Genomic DNA, 16876 nt, shown 5'->3' with positions numbered 1-16876 from the left:
CCCGGCGGGGTGGTCCATTACCATCGGGGTCATGGCTGCTGACTCGAAGGGGACCGCTGCGGGCGCCCGCGGCGCCCGACCGACCGTCCATCTGGTCAACTCGCGTGCGGAGCTGCGTGAATTCATCGCGTTGCCCGGTCGCCTGGAGGGCTGGTCCACGAACGACGTGCCCGTGCGCGCCGACGAGGTCACCAAGTGGTACCGGGGCCGCTCCGTGCTGCCGGGCGTGCGCCTGTGGCTGGCCCGCGACCGCACCGGCGCGGCCGTCGGGCGCATGGTCACCCACCAGTCGGCGCTGCTGAACGGCCGTCTCTCCCGCGGGCCCGAGGCCCTCGGCGAGCACGTGCGCGCCCAGCTCTTCGGCGCCTTCGTCGCCGCCGACCCGGTGGTGGCCAGGGCCCTGATCCGCCAGGTCACCCGGATGGCCCACGGCGTGGGCGCCACCCACGTCTTCGGGCCGTGCACCCTGCTGCCGAACATGGGCGGCGGCGTGCTGCGCTCCGGCTTCGACCGCCCGGCGTTTTTGACCGGCGCGTGGAACCCGGACTGGCTGCCGCAGGTCCTCGAGGAGGAGAACTACCGCGCCTGGCACGTCACCGACACCTGGCGTATCGTCGTCGCGAAGATCCCCGCCGAGCGCGCCGTGCGTCCCACCGAGTCCGACTGGCGTGCCAAGGGGCTGCGCCTGCGCCGCCCCGGGCGCTTCCGCGTGCGCGCCGAGGCGCTGGACCTGCTGTGGGTGCTCAACGACTCCTACGGTCACCTGCCGTACTTCACCAAGCTCTCCCGGGAGTACCTCGGCGAGAAGCTGGCCGGCCTCGAGCCGCTGCTCGACCCGAACCTGCTGGTGATGGCCGACGACGCCTTCGACGGGCGCACCGTCAGCTTCAGCCTGGCCATGCCGGACCCCTCGGTGCTGCTGCGCGCCTCCGACGGGCGCATCGACCACCGCTCGACGGCCCGCCTGGTGCGCGCGAAGCTGCGCGGGGAGGCCCGCGACGCGGTGCTCATCGCGCAGGCGACCCACCCGGACGCGCAGCTGGGCGGCGCGCTCAACCTGGTCACCCGGGAGCTCTACGCCTCGCTGCGCGAGGGCGGCTACGACCAGCTGCACATCGGGCGCATCAGCCGCGACAACCCGGGCGCGGCCGCCGTGCTCTCCAAGGCCGGTGGCCACCCCGAGCAGGAGACGGCCTTCTACATCCACGAGCTGCCCACCGAGCACTGGGACCCGGAGAGCGGGGACGACGAGGACGACGTCCTCGGGTTCTTCTAGGGGAGCCTAGGAGCAGGCGGCCACGCCGCGGGCGATGCGCTCGACGGCCTCCTCGAGGATCTCGCGCGAGGTCGCGAAGTTCAGGCGGGCGTGCCCCGGCCCGCCGGTGCCGAAGGCGCGGCCGTCGTTGAGCGCGACCTTGCCGTGGCGCACGAGCAGGCCCGCCGGGTCCTGCGAGATCGGGGTGTCGCGGAAGTCCAGCCACATCAGGTAGGTCGCCTGCGGGCGGTGGACCTTCAGCCCCGGCACGGCCTCGGGCAGCGCCTCGACCAGCCAGTCGCGCTGCTCGCGCAGGTGGGCGACCTCCTCGTCGAGGAACTCCCGACCGGCGTCGTAGCAGGCCTCGGCGGCGAAGATGCCCATGGTGCCCACGCCGTCCTTGGCCACGCCGGTCATGGTGTGCCAGGCGTGCCGGTCGGCCGGGTTGGTCAGGATCATCTGGGCGCACTTGAGGCCCGCGATGTTCCACGCCTTGCTCGTGGCGGTGACGGTCACGCAGACCTTCGCGGCGGTCTCGGAGAGACCGGCGGCGACGACGTGCCTGCCGTCGTAGACCAGTGGGGCGTGGATCTCGTCGACGAGCAGGCGGGCGTCGTAGCGGTCGGCCAGCGCGACCAGCTCGGTGAGGAACTCCTCGGAGAGTGTGTAGCCCAGCGGGTTGTTCGGCGCGCAGACCAGCATGGAGCCGGCGCCGTCGCGGAAGGCCTCCTCGACGTCGGCCAGGTCGATGCCGCCGTAGGCGCCGACCTCGACCTTCTCGCGCCCGGCGGTGGCCGGGATCTGCAGGAAGGGCGGGTAGGCGGGCACGGGCACCACGACCGCGGAGCCGGGCCGGGTCATGTGCTCGACGGCCAGCAGCAGGCCGCGGACGACGTCGGCCACGGGCACCACGTGCTCCGGGTCCGGGCGCCAGCCGAAGCGCCAGTCGTAGAAGTCCGCCAGGGCCTCGCCGAGGCGGTGGTGGGCGGGGGTGTAGCCGAGGGACTCCGCCTCGACGCGTTCGCGGATGACCCGCTTGACCGGCTCGCAGGTGGCGAAGTCGGACTCCGCGATCCACGCCGGCAGCACGTCGTCGGGATACTGGGTCCACTTGCGGGTCTGGCGGGCGCGCAGCTCGCCGATCTCGGGAACATGCATGCCTGGCAGTCTAACCGCGTCCCGGCGGCCCGTGTCCGCGGCCCCGGCGGAGGCTGCGGCGTTCCGGCTCAGTCCGCGTCCCCGCCCGCGCCGGCGGTCTCCCCGCCGGATTCCGCGGCCTCCCCGGCCTCCGGGGTTTCTTCCCCGTCCTCCCCGTGGCGGCCGGTGCCGATGCCGAACTCGCGCAGGCGGGCGCGGTCGGCGGCCGAGTCGGAGGCGGTCAGCGCCAGCAGCTGCGCGTAGATGCCGCCGGAGCGGGCCAGCTCCGCCGGGGAACCGACCTCGTCGACGCGGCCCTCGTCGAGGGTGACCAGGGTGTCCACCCCGGCGATGGTGGACAGGCGGTGGGCGATGACCAGCGTGGTGCGCTCGCGCATCAGCTCCTCGAGGCCGGCCTGCACGGCGCGCTCGGAGGCGTTGTCCAGCGCGGAGGTCGCCTCGTCGAGGACGAGGACGGGCGCGTCCTTGAGCATCGCGCGGGCGATGGCGATGCGCTGCTTCTGCCCGCCGGAGAGCCGCAGACCGCGCTCGCCGATGACGGTGTCGTAGCCGTCGTCGAAGGCGGTGATGAAGCCGTGGGCGTGGGCGCGCCGGGCCACCGCCTCGATCTCGGCGTCGGAGGCGTCGGGCCGGCCGTAGGCGATGTTCTCGCGGATCGTCCCGGAGAACAGGTTCGGCTCCTGGAAGACCACGCCCACCGAGGCGCGCAGCTCGGCGGCCGAGAGCTCGGCGACGTCGTGACCGCCCACGGTGACCCGCCCCGAGTCCGCGCGGTAGAGGCCCAGCAGCAGGTTCACGATGGTCGACTTGCCGCCGCCGGAGGCGCCCACCAGGCCGATGCGCTCGCCCGGGGCGGCGGAGAAGGTCACGTCGCGCAGCACGGGGGAGCCCTCCTCGTAGGAGAACCACACGTCCTCGAAGCCGACGGCCGCGCCGTCGGCCGGGGCCGGGGCGGCGGTGGGCGCGACGTCGAGAAGCGGCACCCCGGAGGCGGAGGCCGCCGCGACGAGCTGGCGCTCGGCGGTGGGCTCGACGGGCTCGGACATGACGTTGAAGTAGTCACGCGAGCCGGCGATGGCGCGCTGGGCGGCGTCGACGATCCAGCTCATCATGAAGACCGGCTGCTTGGCCATGTTGACCATCTGCAGCAGCATGACCATGTCGCCCAGCGAGAAGTGCCCGTGGAGGGTGCGCAGGAAGAGCGTCAGGTAGATGCCCAGGAAGATCACGTTCATCGCCGCCCCGCGCAGCGAGTCCATGCGGTGCCAGAAGGAGGACTGCGTGCGCGTCAGCCGCACCGTGCGGTCGAAGCGCTCGGCGAAGGAGCGCAGCTCGCGGGGCTCGGCGTCGAAGGACTTGGTCACCTTGACCTGGCCGACGACCTCGGCGAAGCGGCCGCCGGCGACGTCGATCTCGTGGTTCTTGTCCGCCTCGATGCGCTGCCAGCGCCGGCTGGTCAGGGCCGTCAGCCACATGTAGACGGGGAAGAGCGCGGCGAGCATGAGCGCCAGCGGCCAGTAGTAGACCGCCGAGACGGTCAGCACCGCGGCGACGGTGATCAGGGTGGGGAAGAAGTTGTTGGCGAAGGACTGCAGGAACTGCGTCACCGAGGCGATCGAGCGGTCCAGCCGGGCGATGACGGTGCCGGTGCGCTGGGTGTCGAAGTAGCGCTGCGGCAGGGTCAGCAGCTTGGCGAAGTACCGGGTGGAGAGCACCTGGCGCATGCGGGCGGCCATCACGTCGCCGATGTAGCCGCCGACGTTAGTGGCCAGGGTGCGCGCCAGGTCCACGCCGAAGAGCGCGACGGCCAGCCAGACGATGGTGGTCACGACGGTGCGCGTGACGTCGCCGTCGTCGGAGAGCGCGGCGACGATGGTGTCGGTGGCCTCGCGCAGCAGGAACGGGGAGACCAGCGAGAGCGCGGCCGTGACCACCGAGGTGATGAATACCCCGAGGTAGAACGGCCACAGCGCGCCGGTGCTGCGGATGATGCGGGTCAGTGCGTGCACGGTTGCTCGGTGCCTCCCTGGGGACGGACGGGACGGGGGTGGGTGCTCACGGATACGGACATACCCAGGGTGCAACGCACCGGCGCGCCGTCCTAATCCCGCGGCCCGCTAGAATCGGCTGAGATCCCGGACACCAGGCAGGAAGGTAGCGAGACCGTGGCGAACCAGACGATCGCGGGCACACTGCGCAGGGCGGCGGCAGCCGCGGTGGTGGTGCTCGTCGGCACGGGCCTGGCGGCCTGCGGCGACGAGGACGCCGCGGAGAAGGAGGGCCTGGCGGTGACCACCAGCCAGACCCCGGACTTCGTGCCCGAGGAGGCGGCCGAGAAACAGGTCAACGCCACCGAGGACAACGTCGAGGACCCGGGCCTGCACCTGCGCTACACGCTGCAGGGCACCGTCTCCGGCCAGGCGGGCGGCTCGATCATCACCGTCGAGGTGGAGAACCTCAACGACGTGCCCGTGCCCCCGGACGCGCTGGAGAAGCCCACCCTCGAGCTCTCCGACGGCTCCACGGCCGACCCGATGGACGCCGAGGCCGCCGGCGTGGCCGGCATGGACGGCCTCGACCGCCCGCTGGGCGCCGGGGCCACGACCAACCTGCGCTACCCGTTCAACGTCTCGCCGGGCAACCTCTCCTCGGCGAAGTTCACCCTGGGCAACGTCGTCTTCGAGGGGCAGCTGTGAGCGAGGAGCTCGTCGTCCTCGCCGACGCCGCGGGCGAGCCCGCGGGCACGGCGCTGAAGTCCGAGGTGCACACCGCGGACACCCCGCTGCACTTCGCGTTCTCCGCCTGGCTGCTCGACCCGGACGGCCGGGTGCTGCTCACCCGCCGTGCGCTGAGCAAGAAGACCTGGCCGGGCGTGTGGACCAACAGCTTCTGCGGCCACCCCGGCCCCGGCGAAGAGACCGCCGACGCGGTGCTGCGCCGCGCCGCCGAGGAGCTGGGGCTCGCGCCGGAGCGCCTGGGGGCCCCGCAGCTGGTGCTGCCGGACTTCCGCTACCGCGCGGTCGACTCCTCGGGCGTGGTGGAGAACGAGATCTGCCCGGTCTTCACCCTCACCGTCGACGACGCCGCGGCACCCGCCCCGCGTCCCGAGGAGGTCGACTCCATGGCGTGGCTGACCGCCGGCGACGTCGTGCGCGCGGCCGGGGCCGCGCCGATGGTGTTCTCCGAGTGGATGGTCGACGAGCTCTCCGACGCCCGCCTGCGCCGCGCCCTGGGCGCGTGACCGGGCTCAGCGCCAGCGCGGACGCTGGAAGGCCAGCCGCACCGCACGCAGCGGGTCGCTGACCCCGGTGCGCTCACCGGAGTCCCGGTCGATGCGCACCGCCTGACGCTCGGGGCGGCGGTGGGCCGGCCAGCCCGGCTCGCCGGTGCGCGCGTAGTCGAGCAGGAGACCCAGCAGGTGATCGCCGTGGGCCTCGGGCCCGCCCTGGGGGCCGGTGCCCGGCCCGAAGATCAGCGGCAGGTCGTCGCAGTGCACCGCCGGCTGGTTCTTTGTCCCCGTCAGCTCCATCAGCCAGACGGGCCCGGCGGCGTGCTCGGCGGTCTCGGCGGCCCAGCGCCGGATCATCGCGTCGCCGGCGAGCCGGGCGAGCGGCCGGTCCGGGTCGGTCCCGGCCACCGCGTCGAGGTAGCTGCCCGCCGGGACCTGCAGGCCGAAGAGCGCGTGCGCCACCTTCACCGCGAATCCGCCGAATCCCGCGCGGTCGATCCGGGCGGTGGTGGACTCGTTGTAGAGCTCGTCGCGGGTGCAGCTGACCAGGACGGGCACCTCGGCCAGCTCGTGGGCGTCGAAGGGCGCCGGGCCGAGCGCGAGGTCGTGGAAGTAGCGCGAGCGGAAGCGGCGCATGCCGCGGGCCAGCGCGCGCGGGTGCCGCTCGAGGCGCCGGGTGAAGTGGCGCCGGGTCACCGGGGTGCCCTGGATGCGGCGCAGCGTGCCCTTGCGCTTGTCGAAGGGCACCCGCGGGAAGGCCGGGGAGAGCGCCCAGACCCGTCGGAAGAGGCCCTGGTAGTGGTCGGTGCGCGTCAGCCACAGGCAGATGCCGGCGCCGGCGGACTGCCCGGCCAGCGTGATATTGCCCGGGTCGCCGCCGAAATGCTCGATCTCGCGCTGCAGCCACTTCAGGGCGGTCAGGCAGTCGTCGACGCCGCGGTAGCGGTCCGGCTCGTCGTCGTGGAAGCGCACGAAGCCCTGCGCGTCGAGCCGGTAGTCGATCGAGACCCCGACGACCCCGCGGCGGGCGAGGACGCCCATGTCGAAGTCCTCGTGGGAGCCCTCGTGGTAGGCCCCGCCGTGGATGAAGACGACCACGGGAAGATCCGAGCCGAAGCGCGCGCTCTCCGGGGCGGCCAGGGTCAGGGCGACGGCCTCGGGTCGCGCCCGGCGCGCGTCGACCTCGGCGGGTTCGGCCGGCTCCTTGGGCAGCTCCTCGGCCGGGCCGAAGGGCTCGGGGAAGCGGCAGTAGGGCACCGAGTGGAAGACGCGCGCGCCGTCCGCCAGCGTGCCGGTGTAGAGGGCCCGGGGGCTCTCGACGGTGGTGTCCACGGCGCTACCCGAGGATCCCGGTGACGGCGGCCCGCGGGATGCCGGCCCAGTCGGGCCGGTTGTTGGCCTCGTAGGCGACCTCGTAGAGGGCCTTGTCCAGCACGTAGGCGTCGAGCCAGCCGGCCGGCACGGCCTGGGCGTCGAGCGCGCCGTAGCCCTCGAGCAGCGCCTCGGTCGCCTCGGCGGCCCAGCGGGCCGGGTCGGTGGGGCCGGGCCGGCCCGAGTAGGCGTTGAAGTGCGCCGCATAGTCGATCGAGCGGATCAGCCCCGCCAGGTCGCGCGCCGGGCTGTCCGGCAGACGGCGCTCGGCCAGCGGGCGGGCCGGCTCGCCCTCGAAGTCGAGCAGCACGTAGCGCTCCCCCGTGAAGAGCACCTGGCCCAGGTGCAGGTCGCCGTGGACGCGGTGGGCGGTGCCGGTGGTCCCGGAGAGCCGCGCGTAGCGCCGCCGGGCCTCGTCGGCGACGTCGGCGAGCTCGGGGGCCTGGGTGACCAGCGAGTCCAGACGGGAGCCCAGGCGCCCGGCCAGGCCGTCGCCGCTGAGCTCCGTGGTGCCGAAGGTCCCGGCGAGCGCCTCGTGGACCTCGCGCGTGGCCGCGCCCAGCAGCCGGGCGCGCCCGGCGAAGGAGGTGCCCGTGCCGGCGACGTCGACGGCGTCGAGCCAGCCGTCGCGGGAGTCGGCGATGAACTCCTGGACCACGGCCAGGGCGTGGGGCTCGCCGTCGATCTCGGCGTCGACCCAGGCGTGCAGGCGGGGGACGGCCGGCACCTCGCCGATGCCGGAGAGCAGCTCGATCTCCGGGTTCAGGCCCGGGGCGAGCTTGCGGAAGAACTTCACCGCCACCTTCGGGCCGGTCTCGTCGGAGTAGATCAGCGTCGAGTTGGACTGCTCCTGGCCGAGCGCGCGGCCGTGCAGGCCGGCGAGCACCGAGGCGTCGCCGTGCAGCCGGCCGAGCGGCGCGCGGCCGCCCGCCAGGGCGGCGCCCAACGCATCGGCGTGTTCGCCCAGGACGTCGTGGCCCGCGGCGTCGACAAGCATCTGGTAGCGCTCGGTCGTCTCACCGTGGCGGGCGGCGACCACCGCGGCGCGCACGCCGTCGAAGTCGGCGGCGTGCTCGACGCGCGCGGCGTCGACACCCGCGGTCTTGGCGCCGTAGAAGCGCTCGGCGGCCAGCCCCGCGGCCAGGTCGGACTCGAAGCTCATGCGCGCTCCTCGAGCTCGAACCAGAAGAAGCCGTGCGGGGCGAGCGTCACCGTGAACGGGCGGTCGGTGACCCGCGGGAAGTCCGCGCCGCCGGAGAGCTCGCGCGGCACCCGGCCGGCGAACTCGCTCAGGTCCAGCTCGACGGCCTGCGGGACGGCGGAGAGGTTGTTGACGCACAGCAGCGTCTCGTCGCGGTAGCGGCGCACGAAGCTGAGCACGGCCTCGTTGGTGGTGTCCAGGGCGCGGAAGTCGCCGAGGCCGAAGGCCGGGTACTGCTGGCGGATGTGCACGTAGCTGCGCACCCACTGCAGCAGCGAGTTCGACTTCTTCATCTGGTTGTCCACGTTGACCGTGGCGTAGCCGTACTGGTCGTTCTGGACGACGGGCAGGTAGAGCCGCTCGGGCTCGGCGGTGGAGAAGCCGCCGTTGCGGTCCGAGGACCACTGCATCGGGGTGCGCACGCCGTCGCGGTCGGCCAGCCAGATGTTGTCGCCCATGCCGATCTCGTCGCCGTAGTAGAGCACCGGCGAGCCCGGCAGGGAGAGCAGCAGCGCGTGCAGCAGCTCGAGCTGGTTGCGGTCGCCCTCGAGCAGCGGGGCGAGCCGGCGGCGGATGCCCACGTTGGACTTCATCCGCGGGTCGCGCGCGTACTCGCCGTACATGTAGGCGCGCTCCTCCTCGGTGACCATCTCGAGGGTCAGCTCGTCGTGGTTGCGCAGGAAGATGCCCCACTGCGCGGAGTTCGGGATCGCCGGGGTCTCGGCCAGGATGTCCTTGATCGGGGCGGCCTTGCCCTGGCGCACGGCCATGAAGATGCGCGGCATGACCGGGAAGTGGAAGGCCATGTGGAACTCGTCGCCGTCCGGGCCGTCGCCGAAGTACTCGACGACGTCCTCGGGCATCTGGTTGGCCTCGGCCAGGAGCACCCGGCCGGGGTACTCGGCGTCGACCATGGCGCGCACGCGCTTGAGGAAGGCGTGGGTCTCCGGCAGGTTCTCGCCGTTGGTGCCCTCGCGCTCGAAGAGGTAGGGCACCGCGTCCAGGCGGAAGCCGTCGAGGCCGAGGTCCAGCCAGAAGCGCATGACGTCGAGCATCGCCTCCTGGACCTCGGGGTTGTCGTAGTTCAGGTCCGGCTGGTGGGAGAAGAAGCGGTGCCAGAAGTACTGGCCGCGCACCGGGTCCCAGGTCCAGTTGGACTCCTCGGTGTCGATGAAGATGATGCGCGCGTCCGGGTAGCGCTCCGGGTCGTCGGACCAGACGTAGAAGTCGCCGTAGGGGCCGTCCGGGTTCGCGCGCGACTCCTGGAACCAGGCGTGGGTGTCACTGGTGTGGTTGACCGCCAGGTCCGTGATCACGCGGATGCCGCGCTGGTGGGCGGCGTCGACGAGCTCGACGAAGTCGTCGACGGTGCCGAACTCGGGCAGGATCTCGCGGTAGTTGCGGATGTCGTAGCCGCCGTCGCGCAACGGGGAGTCGTAGAAGGGCGGCAGCCAGATGCAGTCCACGCCGAGCCACTTGATGTAGTCCAGCTTGGCCGTCATGCCCTTGAGCGTGCCCGAGCCGGTGCCCTCCGGGTCGTAGAAGGAGCGCACGAGCACCTCGTAGAAGACGGCGGTCTTGTACCACTCGGGGTCCTTGCGCTCCCACGGCGCCTCACCGGGCGCGGGCGCCGGGGTCTCGTAGTCGCGGGCCTCGTGCTCGACGAGGTAGCCCTCGTCGTCCACCGGCGGGCGGGCGGCGGCCGCGGACGGGGCGGGGGAGCCCTCGGCGACGGCCCCGGCCACGGTGGGCGCGGCGGGGCGTTCGGCGTCGGGGGCGGGGGTGAATCGGCCGACGTATCCGGGATCGGTGTCCTCAGTGGGGCGGTTGCTCATGGGCACCAGGGTAGAAGCACGGCCGGGGTCGTGTCACAGATCCGGTGACCGGGGGAGGCTAGACTGTCGCGGTGTGACCGCCGTGTATGACTGGGTCGCGCAGACCCTGGTGTCGGCGCCCATCGCCGTGCAGCTGTTCGCGCTGCTGGTGGTGGTGCTGCCCGTGTGTGCGGTGGCGGCGATCGTGCTTTTGCGCGCGATCGACGTCGCGGCCGTCGGTTTCCGACGCCGTGGTGGTTCCACGGGGGCGGGTGCCCCCGGGCGCGACGAGGAAGGACGTGAGTGATGGTGGACGGCAACCCCGAACAGCTGCGCAAGGAGGACCAGGCGCGGCCGCGCGGCAAGCGCCGCTACCCGCAGTCCCTGGTGACCAAGGCGCTGGTGCTGCTGCTCGTGATCGTCGTCGTGGCCTGGGTGTTCTCCCTGTTCTGACGGGTGCGCCGCGTCAGCGCCGCACAGCCGCGGCGGCGATGCGGCGGAACATGGGGTTCCGGGGGAGGTCCTCGATGAGGACGGGGTCGCCCGCGCCGTCGCACAGCGGCAGGCGCCAGTTGGGGTAGAGGTCGCCGGTGGTGCCCGGCTGGTTCTGGGTGCGCCGGTCGCCGACCATGTCCACCAGCTGGGTGCAGGTCAGCGCCGAGGCGGTGCCGGCGATGAAGCGGGTCAGCGCCTCGATGAGCGCGACCGCGTCGCCGCGCTCGTCGCGCAGCCGCCCGGCGAACTCGCCGGGGTCGCCCTCGAAGCAGCCGGCCTCGCGCACGGCGTCGAGCACCCGGTTCTGCCAGGCGAGGTCCTCGGCGTGCTCGGCCTCGGCGGGGCGCAGCAGCAGTCCCAGCTCGTCGCGCAGGTCGATGTGCACACCCTCCAGGTAGGCCGCCGTCGGCGGCAGGTCGTGGGTGCCCACCGAGGCCAGTGCGAGGCGGCGGTAGTGCTCGCGGGCCAGGGGAGCGCCGCCCTCGGGCTCGCCCTCGAACCAGAGCACCGAGGTGCCCAGCACGCCGCGGTAGGCCAGGGCCTCCTGGACCCAGCGCTCGAAGGTGCCCAGGTCCTCGCCGATGACCACGGCGCCGGCGCGCTCGGCCTCGAGCGCGAGGATGCCGAGCATGGCCTCGAAGTCGTAGTGCACGTAGGCGCCGTCGGCCGGGCGCTTGCCGCGCGGGATCCAGAACAGGCGGAACAGGCCGAGCACGTGGTCGACGCGGATGCCGCCGGCGTGCCGCAGCACGGTGCGCAGCATGTCGCGCCAGGGCGCGTAGCCGGCCTCGGCGAGGCGCTCGGGGTGCCACGGCGGCTGGGACCAGTCCTGGCCCTGCTGGTTGTAGCCGTCCGGGGGAGCGCCCACGGACGCCTGCGGGGCCAGCACGTCGGCGAGCACCGCGGCGTCGGCACCTCCGGGGTGCGTGCCCACGGCGAGGTCGGCGACCACGCCGACGGACATGCCGGCGGCCCTGGCGCGGGCCTGGGCGGCGGCCAGCTGCTCGTCGCAGAGGAACTGCAGCCACATGTGGAAGTCGACGGTGTCGCGGTACTCGTCCTCGCCCGGCTCGTCCATCGCGTGCGCGCCGCGCTCGGCGGAGCGGGACGGGTCGAACTCGCGGTCGGCGCACCAGCGGGCGAAGTCGACCAGGCCCTCGCCCTCGCGGGCGACGAAGTCGCGGAAGGCGGCGGCGCGCCCGGCGGTGGGCTCGAGGGCGTGCAGCTCGCGCAGGACGGCGAGCTTGGCCTCGAAGACGGGGTTGCGCTCCAGGATGTCGGCCGTGGTGTCGGCGGCCTGGAACTCCTCGGCGATCTCCGCGACGTCGGCACGCAGCTCGGCGTCGAGCTGGCCGAACTCGGGCACGTCCTCGACGCGCAGGTAGATCGGGTTGACGTAGCGGCGGGTGGTCGGCAGGTAGGGCGAGTCCTCGACCGGCGGCACCGGCTCGGCCGCGTGCAGCGGGTTGACCAGCAGGTAGTCGAAGCCCTCGGCGGCGACGGTCTCGGCCAGTGCGCCGAGGTCCGCGAAGTCGCCGATGCCCCAGGACTCGCGCGAGCGCACCGAGTACAGCTGCGCCATCACGCCGGCGCGCGGGTGCTCGACCAGCTCGGCGGCGCCGCTGAGGCGCTCCGGGGTGACCACGAGCGTGGCCTCGGCGGTCAGCTCGCCGTTGTCTCCGGCGGTCAGGTGCAGGCGGTGCCAGCCCTGCGGCAGGTCGGCGGGGACCTCGAAGCTCGCCTCGCCCCAGACGGTGCCGTCGACCTCGCGCGGCGGCGTCCAGTTCTCCCGCTGGGCGGCCGGCCGCCGCGCGCCGTCCTCGAGCTCGACCGTGACCTCGGCCGGCCAGCCGTCGGGCACGTGCACGGGGAAGACGTAGGGGAAGCCCTCGGTGGCCACGACCGTCGGCGGCAGCGGGCGGGAGGCCAGCTCGTCGCGGCGGTGCTCCAGGGCGGCGGCCGGGTCCGCCGTGTCCACGCCCATCGCGGCGAGGAGGTCGGTCAGTGTCGCCTCCCCGGCGACGACGTGCTCGCCGCCGCTGCCCTCATAGGTGGTGGCGATGCCGTAGGAGTCGGCCAACTCGTGCAAGAGGTCCCGGGAAGTCACGGAGCCCATTCTGACATGCAGATGTGTCACCTGTCCCGGCGTGGGGGAGTCGCGGGGGGCCGGATGCTGTGAACTGATTCACCGATTTGCGCACATGTGTCCCGAGGCTCACGTATGTTCGGGAAAGAAGCCGCAGATAGCGCCTCCCCGCGATGCGGTACATTGTGAGGGAATCTTCATGTTTCCGTCCTGTTTCGCCGTCGCGGGGGTACCCCGTACATGCACCCCAGAGCGATGGAGCGAGGAAAGTGAGCACCACTGTGACCGAGGCCGACCAGCCGACCACCCGGGACGACCACACCCCCGACGCCGCGCCCGTGGCGTCCGCGGGGCGTGAGTTCTCCACCCCGGCCGAATTCGAGGTCGGGCCGAACGAGACCGTCCTGACCGCGTTCATCGACCAGGTCCGTGACCGCCCCTACGGCATCAGCTTCCTGCGTCCGCACAACTACGAGTGGGTCAACGTCACCTCCGAGGAGTTCCTCGAGGAGATCTTCGAGGTGGCCAAGGGGCTTATCGCCAACGGCGTGGAGCCCGGCGACCGCGTGATCCTGCTGGCCGCCACCCGCTACGAGTGGTCGCTGCTGGACTTCGCCATCTCGGCCGCCGGCGCCGTGCTCGTGCCGATCTACCCGTCCTCCTCGGCCGCGCAGATCCAGTGGATCGTCGAGGACTCCGGCGCCGTCTTCGCCGTCACCGAGACCGGCGAGCACACCGACATGATGCGCAACCTCGTCCTCGACTCCGAGGGCAACCCGCGCCTGGTGGACTCGCCGACGCAGCTGCGCCGCATCGTGGAGATCAACTCCGCCGGCGTGGACACCCTCAAGTTCGAGGGCCGCGGCCTCGAGGACGCCGTGGTCTGGGAGCGCATCGAGAACACCCGCTCCTCCGACGTCGCCTCGATCGTCTACACCTCCGGCACCACCGGGCGCCCCAAGGGCTGCGTGCAGACCCACTACAACTGGCTCTCCCAGGTGCGCGCCCTGCTGACCAACCCGATCGCCGCCAACGCCGTGGCCCCGGGCAAGTCCGTGCTGACCTACCTGCCGCTGGCGCACGTGCTCGCGCGCGCGGTCTCCCTGGCCTGCGTGGTCGTCGGCTGCCTGCAGTCGCACTGGCCGGACACCCACACCCTGCAGGTCCAGCTGGCCCGCTTCCGGCCGAACCTGCTGCTCGGTGTCCCGCGCGTCTTCGAGAAGGTGCGCAACGCCGCCGCCTCCCAGGCCGCGGAGAAGGGCCCCGTCGGGCGTGCGATCTTCGCCCGCGCCGAGCAGGCCGCCATCGAGTACTCCAAGGCCATGGACACCCCGGCGGGCCCCAACCGCTACCAGGAGGCCCAGCACCGCCTGTACCACAAGCTCGTCTACAAGAAGATCCACGAGGCCGTCGGCGGCCGCGTGGAGTACTGCATCACCGGCGGCTCGCCGATGGGCAGCGAGCTGCTGCACTTCTTCCGCGGCATCGGCCTCGGCGTCTTCGAGGGCTACGGCCTGACCGAGACCTGCGCGGCCGCCTCCGTCGACTTCGAGGACCAGAAGATCGGCTCCGTGGGCCGCCCGCTCGGCGGTGGCTCGGTCAAGATCAACGACATCGGCGAGATCCTCTTCAAGGGCCCCTGGGTCTTCAAGGAGTACTGGAAGAACCCGGAGGCCACGGAGAAATCCTTCGAGGACGGCTGGTACAACACCGGCGACCTCGGTGAGATCGACGAGGACGGCTACATCTTCATCACCGGCCGCAAGAAGGACCTCATCGTCACCGCCGGCGGCAAGAACGTCTCCCCGGCGCCGCTCGAGGACATGCTGCGCTCCCACCCGCTGATCAGCCAGGCGCTCGTGGTCGGCGACGGCAAGCCCTTCATCGGCGTGCTGCTCACCCTCGACGACGAGGAGCTGGGCCGCTGGAAGATGGACCACAACATCCCTGAGCACCGCTCGGTGCGCGAGGTCGCCGCCGACCCGGCGCTGCGCGCGGAGATCCAGGACGCCATCAACCAGGCGAACCTGACCGTCTCCCACGCCGAGGGCATCAAGAAGTTCTACATCCTCGACCGCGACCTGACCGAGGAGCAGAACGAGCTGACCCCGACGCTGAAGGTCAAGCGCAACGTGGTCACCGAGCGCTACGCGGACGCGATCGACAAGATCTACCGCCGCTAGGCGCCCGGCGCGCCGTCGGGAATTTCCCCGCGGACTGCCATAGAGTCTGTGGCTGTCGGCAGAAGTCTCAAGGAGAACTTCAAGGTTAGAGTTCCCGCGCGGGGACGGCGGGGGATCCCGTCGGAAAGGAGCACCGAGGTAGTCATGCAGCGTTTCGCGGCAGAGCTGCGCCACCGCGAGCTCACCCAGGAGCTCTACGACATCGGTGACGAGGTCGCCTCCTACATCGAGAACCTCGCCGAGGCTGTGGCGGACTTCGACGTGGAGCTCGTCCACGACTGCCTCGCCGAGTTCGACGTCATCGCCGGCGAGGGCCGCGCGGACTCCCGCGTCGTCCTCGGCGAACTGGTCGGCCTGCGCCAGGCGCTGACCTCCGGGGTGCGCTCCGGGACCCTGAGCGTCTTCGACCGCCCGGCCGCCGCGCCCGCCGCGGAGGGCCCCGGCCAGCTCACGGCCGCCGACCTGCTCGCCGGCCACCCGCTGACCGGCCCCGTGGTCGTCGCCGAGCTCGCCGCCGCCCTGGACGGGCGCACCACCGCGACCACCGGGCACCTGGCCGCCCTCGTCGAGCACCTGCTGGAGCGCACGGACACCGTCGCCCGCGACCTCGACTCCTTCAGCTACCCGCACTTCCTGGCCCGCCTCGCCGCCGACGTGCACGTCGCCGTCGAGGGCTGGTGCGCCACCGTCGCCGAGGCCTACCCGGCCTACGCCCGCGCCCGCCGCGGCAGCCACCCGCCGGCCTTCCTGGCCGAGCGCGCCCGCATCGACGCCGTGGTCGCCCGCGTGGCCGCCCGCCGTCGCGCCGCCTCCGGCACCGGGGGCGCGGCCGGATAGACTGGCCGGGCCATGCGCCAGTCACCCGCCGAGACCTTCACCCTGCCCGAGACCGCCACGTCCGAGGCGCGCGCGGAGTTCGCCGCCGCGCCCTTCGGCGTCTACGTCCACGTGCCGTTCTGCGCCACGCGCTGCGGCTACTGCGACTTCAACACCTACACCCCCGGTGAGCTGGGCACCTCGGCTTCCCCGGGCAGCTACCTCGACGCGCTGGCCGTCGAACTCGAGCGTGCCGCGGAACTCATGGGGCGGCGCGGCCAGCTGCGCGCCGCGGACACCGTCTTCGTCGGCGGCGGCACCCCGAGCATGCTCGGCGCCGAGGGGCTGACCCGCCTCCTCGACGCTGTACGCGGCTCCTTCGGTCTGGCGCCGGACGCCGAGGTGACCACCGAGTCCAACCCCGAGTCGACCTCCCCGGAGTTCTTCGCCGGGCTGCGTGAGGCAGGCTTCACCCGCGTCTCGCTGGGCATGCAGTCGGCCGCCGGTCACGTCCTGCAGGTCCTGCAGCGCCGCCACACCCCGGGCCGCCCGGTCGCCGCCGCCCGCGAGGCACTGGCGGCCGGCTTCGAGCACGTCAACCTCGACATGATCTACGGCACGCCCACCGAGACCGACGACGACGTGCGCGCCACCCTCGACGCCGTGCTCGACGCCGGGGTCGACCACGTCTCCGCCTACTCCCTGATCGTCGAGGAGGGCACGGCCATGGCGCGCAAGGTGCGCCGCGGCTTACTGCCCGCCCCGGACGAGGACGTGCTGGCCGCCCGCTACGAGCTCATCGACGCCCGCCTGCGCGACGCCGGCCTCACCTGGTACGAGGTCTCCAACTGGGCGCGCCCGGGCGGGGAGTGCCGGCACAACGAGATCTACTGGGTCGACGGCAACTGGTGGGGCGCGGGCCCCGGGGCCCACTCGCACGTGGTGGACACCCGCTTCCACAACGTCAAGCACCCGGCCACCTACGCGCGTGCCGTCGCCGGGGGCGGGCTGCCGCTGGCCGGCGGGGAGACGCTGACCAGGGCCGACCGCCACACCGAGCGCATCATGCTGGGCCTGCGGCTGGCCCGGGGCATCCCGCGCGACTGGCTCTCGGGGCGTGCCGACGCCGCCGTCGCCGACTTCACGGCCCGCGGCCTGCTCGAGACCGTCGCCGGGCGCCTGCGGGTCACCGACGCCGGGCGCCTGCTCGCCGACGGCATCGTCACCGACCTGCTCATCGCCGAGGAGGACTGAGCCGGGCGCGTAGA

Annotated in this window: 14 protein-coding genes; 8 read left to right on the top strand and 6 right to left on the bottom strand. The window is 72.7% G+C overall.

The genetic code is table 11. The features are described from left to right. Window positions 1-31 precede the first annotated feature (31 nt). A complete protein-coding gene (locus CFRA_RS08660; RefSeq protein WP_156887996.1) occupies window positions 32-1276 on the top strand; it encodes a hypothetical protein in 1245 nt (414 codons plus the stop codon). Window positions 1277-1282: 6 nt separating this feature from the next. On the opposite strand, the gene CFRA_RS08655 is transcribed toward CFRA_RS08660, so the two are convergent. Then, window positions 1283-2413 carry a MalY/PatB family protein gene (locus CFRA_RS08655; RefSeq protein ID WP_075664318.1) on the bottom strand — a complete coding sequence of 377 codons (1131 nt, stop codon included), beginning with the start codon at window positions 2411-2413 and terminating at the stop codon, window positions 1283-1285. Between the two features lie 68 nt (window positions 2414-2481). After that, window positions 2482-4422 carry an ABC transporter ATP-binding protein gene (locus CFRA_RS08650; protein ID WP_075664317.1) on the bottom strand — a complete coding sequence of 647 codons (1941 nt, stop codon included), beginning with the start codon at window positions 4420-4422 and terminating at the stop codon, window positions 2482-2484. 156 nt (window positions 4423-4578) lie between these two features. On the opposite strand from CFRA_RS08650, the gene CFRA_RS08645 reads away from it, so the two are divergent. Next, window positions 4579-5109, top strand: coding sequence for a hypothetical protein (locus CFRA_RS08645; protein ID WP_083666923.1), 531 nt, complete (start codon window positions 4579-4581; stop codon window positions 5107-5109). Then, window positions 5106-5654 carry an isopentenyl-diphosphate Delta-isomerase gene (idi, locus tag CFRA_RS08640; protein ID WP_075664316.1) on the top strand — a complete coding sequence of 183 codons (549 nt, stop codon included), beginning with the start codon at window positions 5106-5108 and terminating at the stop codon, window positions 5652-5654. Before CFRA_RS08645 ends, idi begins: the two co-directional genes overlap by 4 nt. 6 nt (window positions 5655-5660) lie before the next feature. On the opposite strand, the gene CFRA_RS08635 is transcribed toward idi, so the two are convergent. From CFRA_RS08635 to treS, 3 genes are read right to left on the bottom strand one after another with little or no spacing between them, the layout of a single operon-like run. Further along, entirely contained in the window at window positions 5661-6974 is a 1314-nt protein-coding gene (locus CFRA_RS08635; protein ID WP_075664315.1) for a carboxylesterase family protein, read from the bottom strand. 4 nt (window positions 6975-6978) lie between these two features. Continuing rightward, window positions 6979-8175, bottom strand: coding sequence for a phosphotransferase (locus CFRA_RS08630; RefSeq protein ID WP_075664314.1), 1197 nt, complete (start codon window positions 8173-8175; stop codon window positions 6979-6981). Beyond that, complete coding sequence (gene treS, locus CFRA_RS08625; RefSeq protein WP_083666922.1) at window positions 8172-10049, bottom strand: maltose alpha-D-glucosyltransferase; 1878 nt, start codon at window positions 10047-10049, stop codon at window positions 8172-8174. The genes CFRA_RS08630 and treS overlap by 4 nt, the downstream gene beginning before the upstream one ends. A gap of 73 nt (window positions 10050-10122) precedes the next feature. On the opposite strand from treS, the gene CFRA_RS08620 reads away from it, so the two are divergent. Both CFRA_RS08620 and CFRA_RS11675 read left to right on the top strand, forming a co-directional pair. Then, complete coding sequence (locus CFRA_RS08620) at window positions 10123-10335, top strand: hypothetical protein (RefSeq protein WP_075664313.1); 213 nt, start codon at window positions 10123-10125, stop codon at window positions 10333-10335. Beyond that, entirely contained in the window at window positions 10335-10481 is a 147-nt protein-coding gene (locus CFRA_RS11675; protein WP_169842182.1) for a hypothetical protein, read from the top strand. Before CFRA_RS08620 ends, CFRA_RS11675 begins: the two co-directional genes overlap by 1 nt. A gap of 13 nt (window positions 10482-10494) precedes the next feature. On the opposite strand, the gene malQ is transcribed toward CFRA_RS11675, so the two are convergent. Next, window positions 10495-12630, bottom strand: a complete 2136-nt coding sequence (gene malQ, locus CFRA_RS08615; protein WP_075664971.1) for a 4-alpha-glucanotransferase — start codon at window positions 12628-12630, stop codon at window positions 10495-10497. 317 nt (window positions 12631-12947) lie between these two features. Here malQ and CFRA_RS08610 point away from each other — a divergent pair, with 317 nt between their 5' ends. The 3 genes from CFRA_RS08610 to hemW all read left to right on the top strand — a co-directional run bounded on the left by CFRA_RS08610 (window position 12948) and on the right by hemW (window position 16862). Continuing rightward, on the top strand, window positions 12948-14792 hold the full coding sequence (locus tag CFRA_RS08610) for an AMP-dependent synthetase/ligase (protein WP_075664970.1): 1845 nt from the start codon (window positions 12948-12950) through the stop codon (window positions 14790-14792). 144 nt (window positions 14793-14936) lie between these two features. Further along, a complete protein-coding gene (locus CFRA_RS08605) occupies window positions 14937-15629 on the top strand; it encodes a hypothetical protein (protein ID WP_075664312.1) in 693 nt (230 codons plus the stop codon). A gap of 12 nt (window positions 15630-15641) precedes the next feature. Then, the gene (hemW, locus tag CFRA_RS08600; protein ID WP_083666920.1) at window positions 15642-16862 is read left to right on the top strand and encodes a radical SAM family heme chaperone HemW; all 1221 of its coding nucleotides are present in this window, start codon (window positions 15642-15644) and stop codon (window positions 16860-16862) included. The last annotated feature ends 14 nt before the right edge of the window (window positions 16863-16876 follow it).

Source organism: Corynebacterium frankenforstense DSM 45800 (genome assembly GCF_001941485.1).
GTDB classification, from domain to species: Bacteria; Actinomycetota; Actinomycetes; order Mycobacteriales; family Mycobacteriaceae; genus Corynebacterium; species Corynebacterium frankenforstense.
Note: the sequence above shows the minus strand (reverse complement) of the source record. Positions and strands in the feature narration are given on the sequence as shown.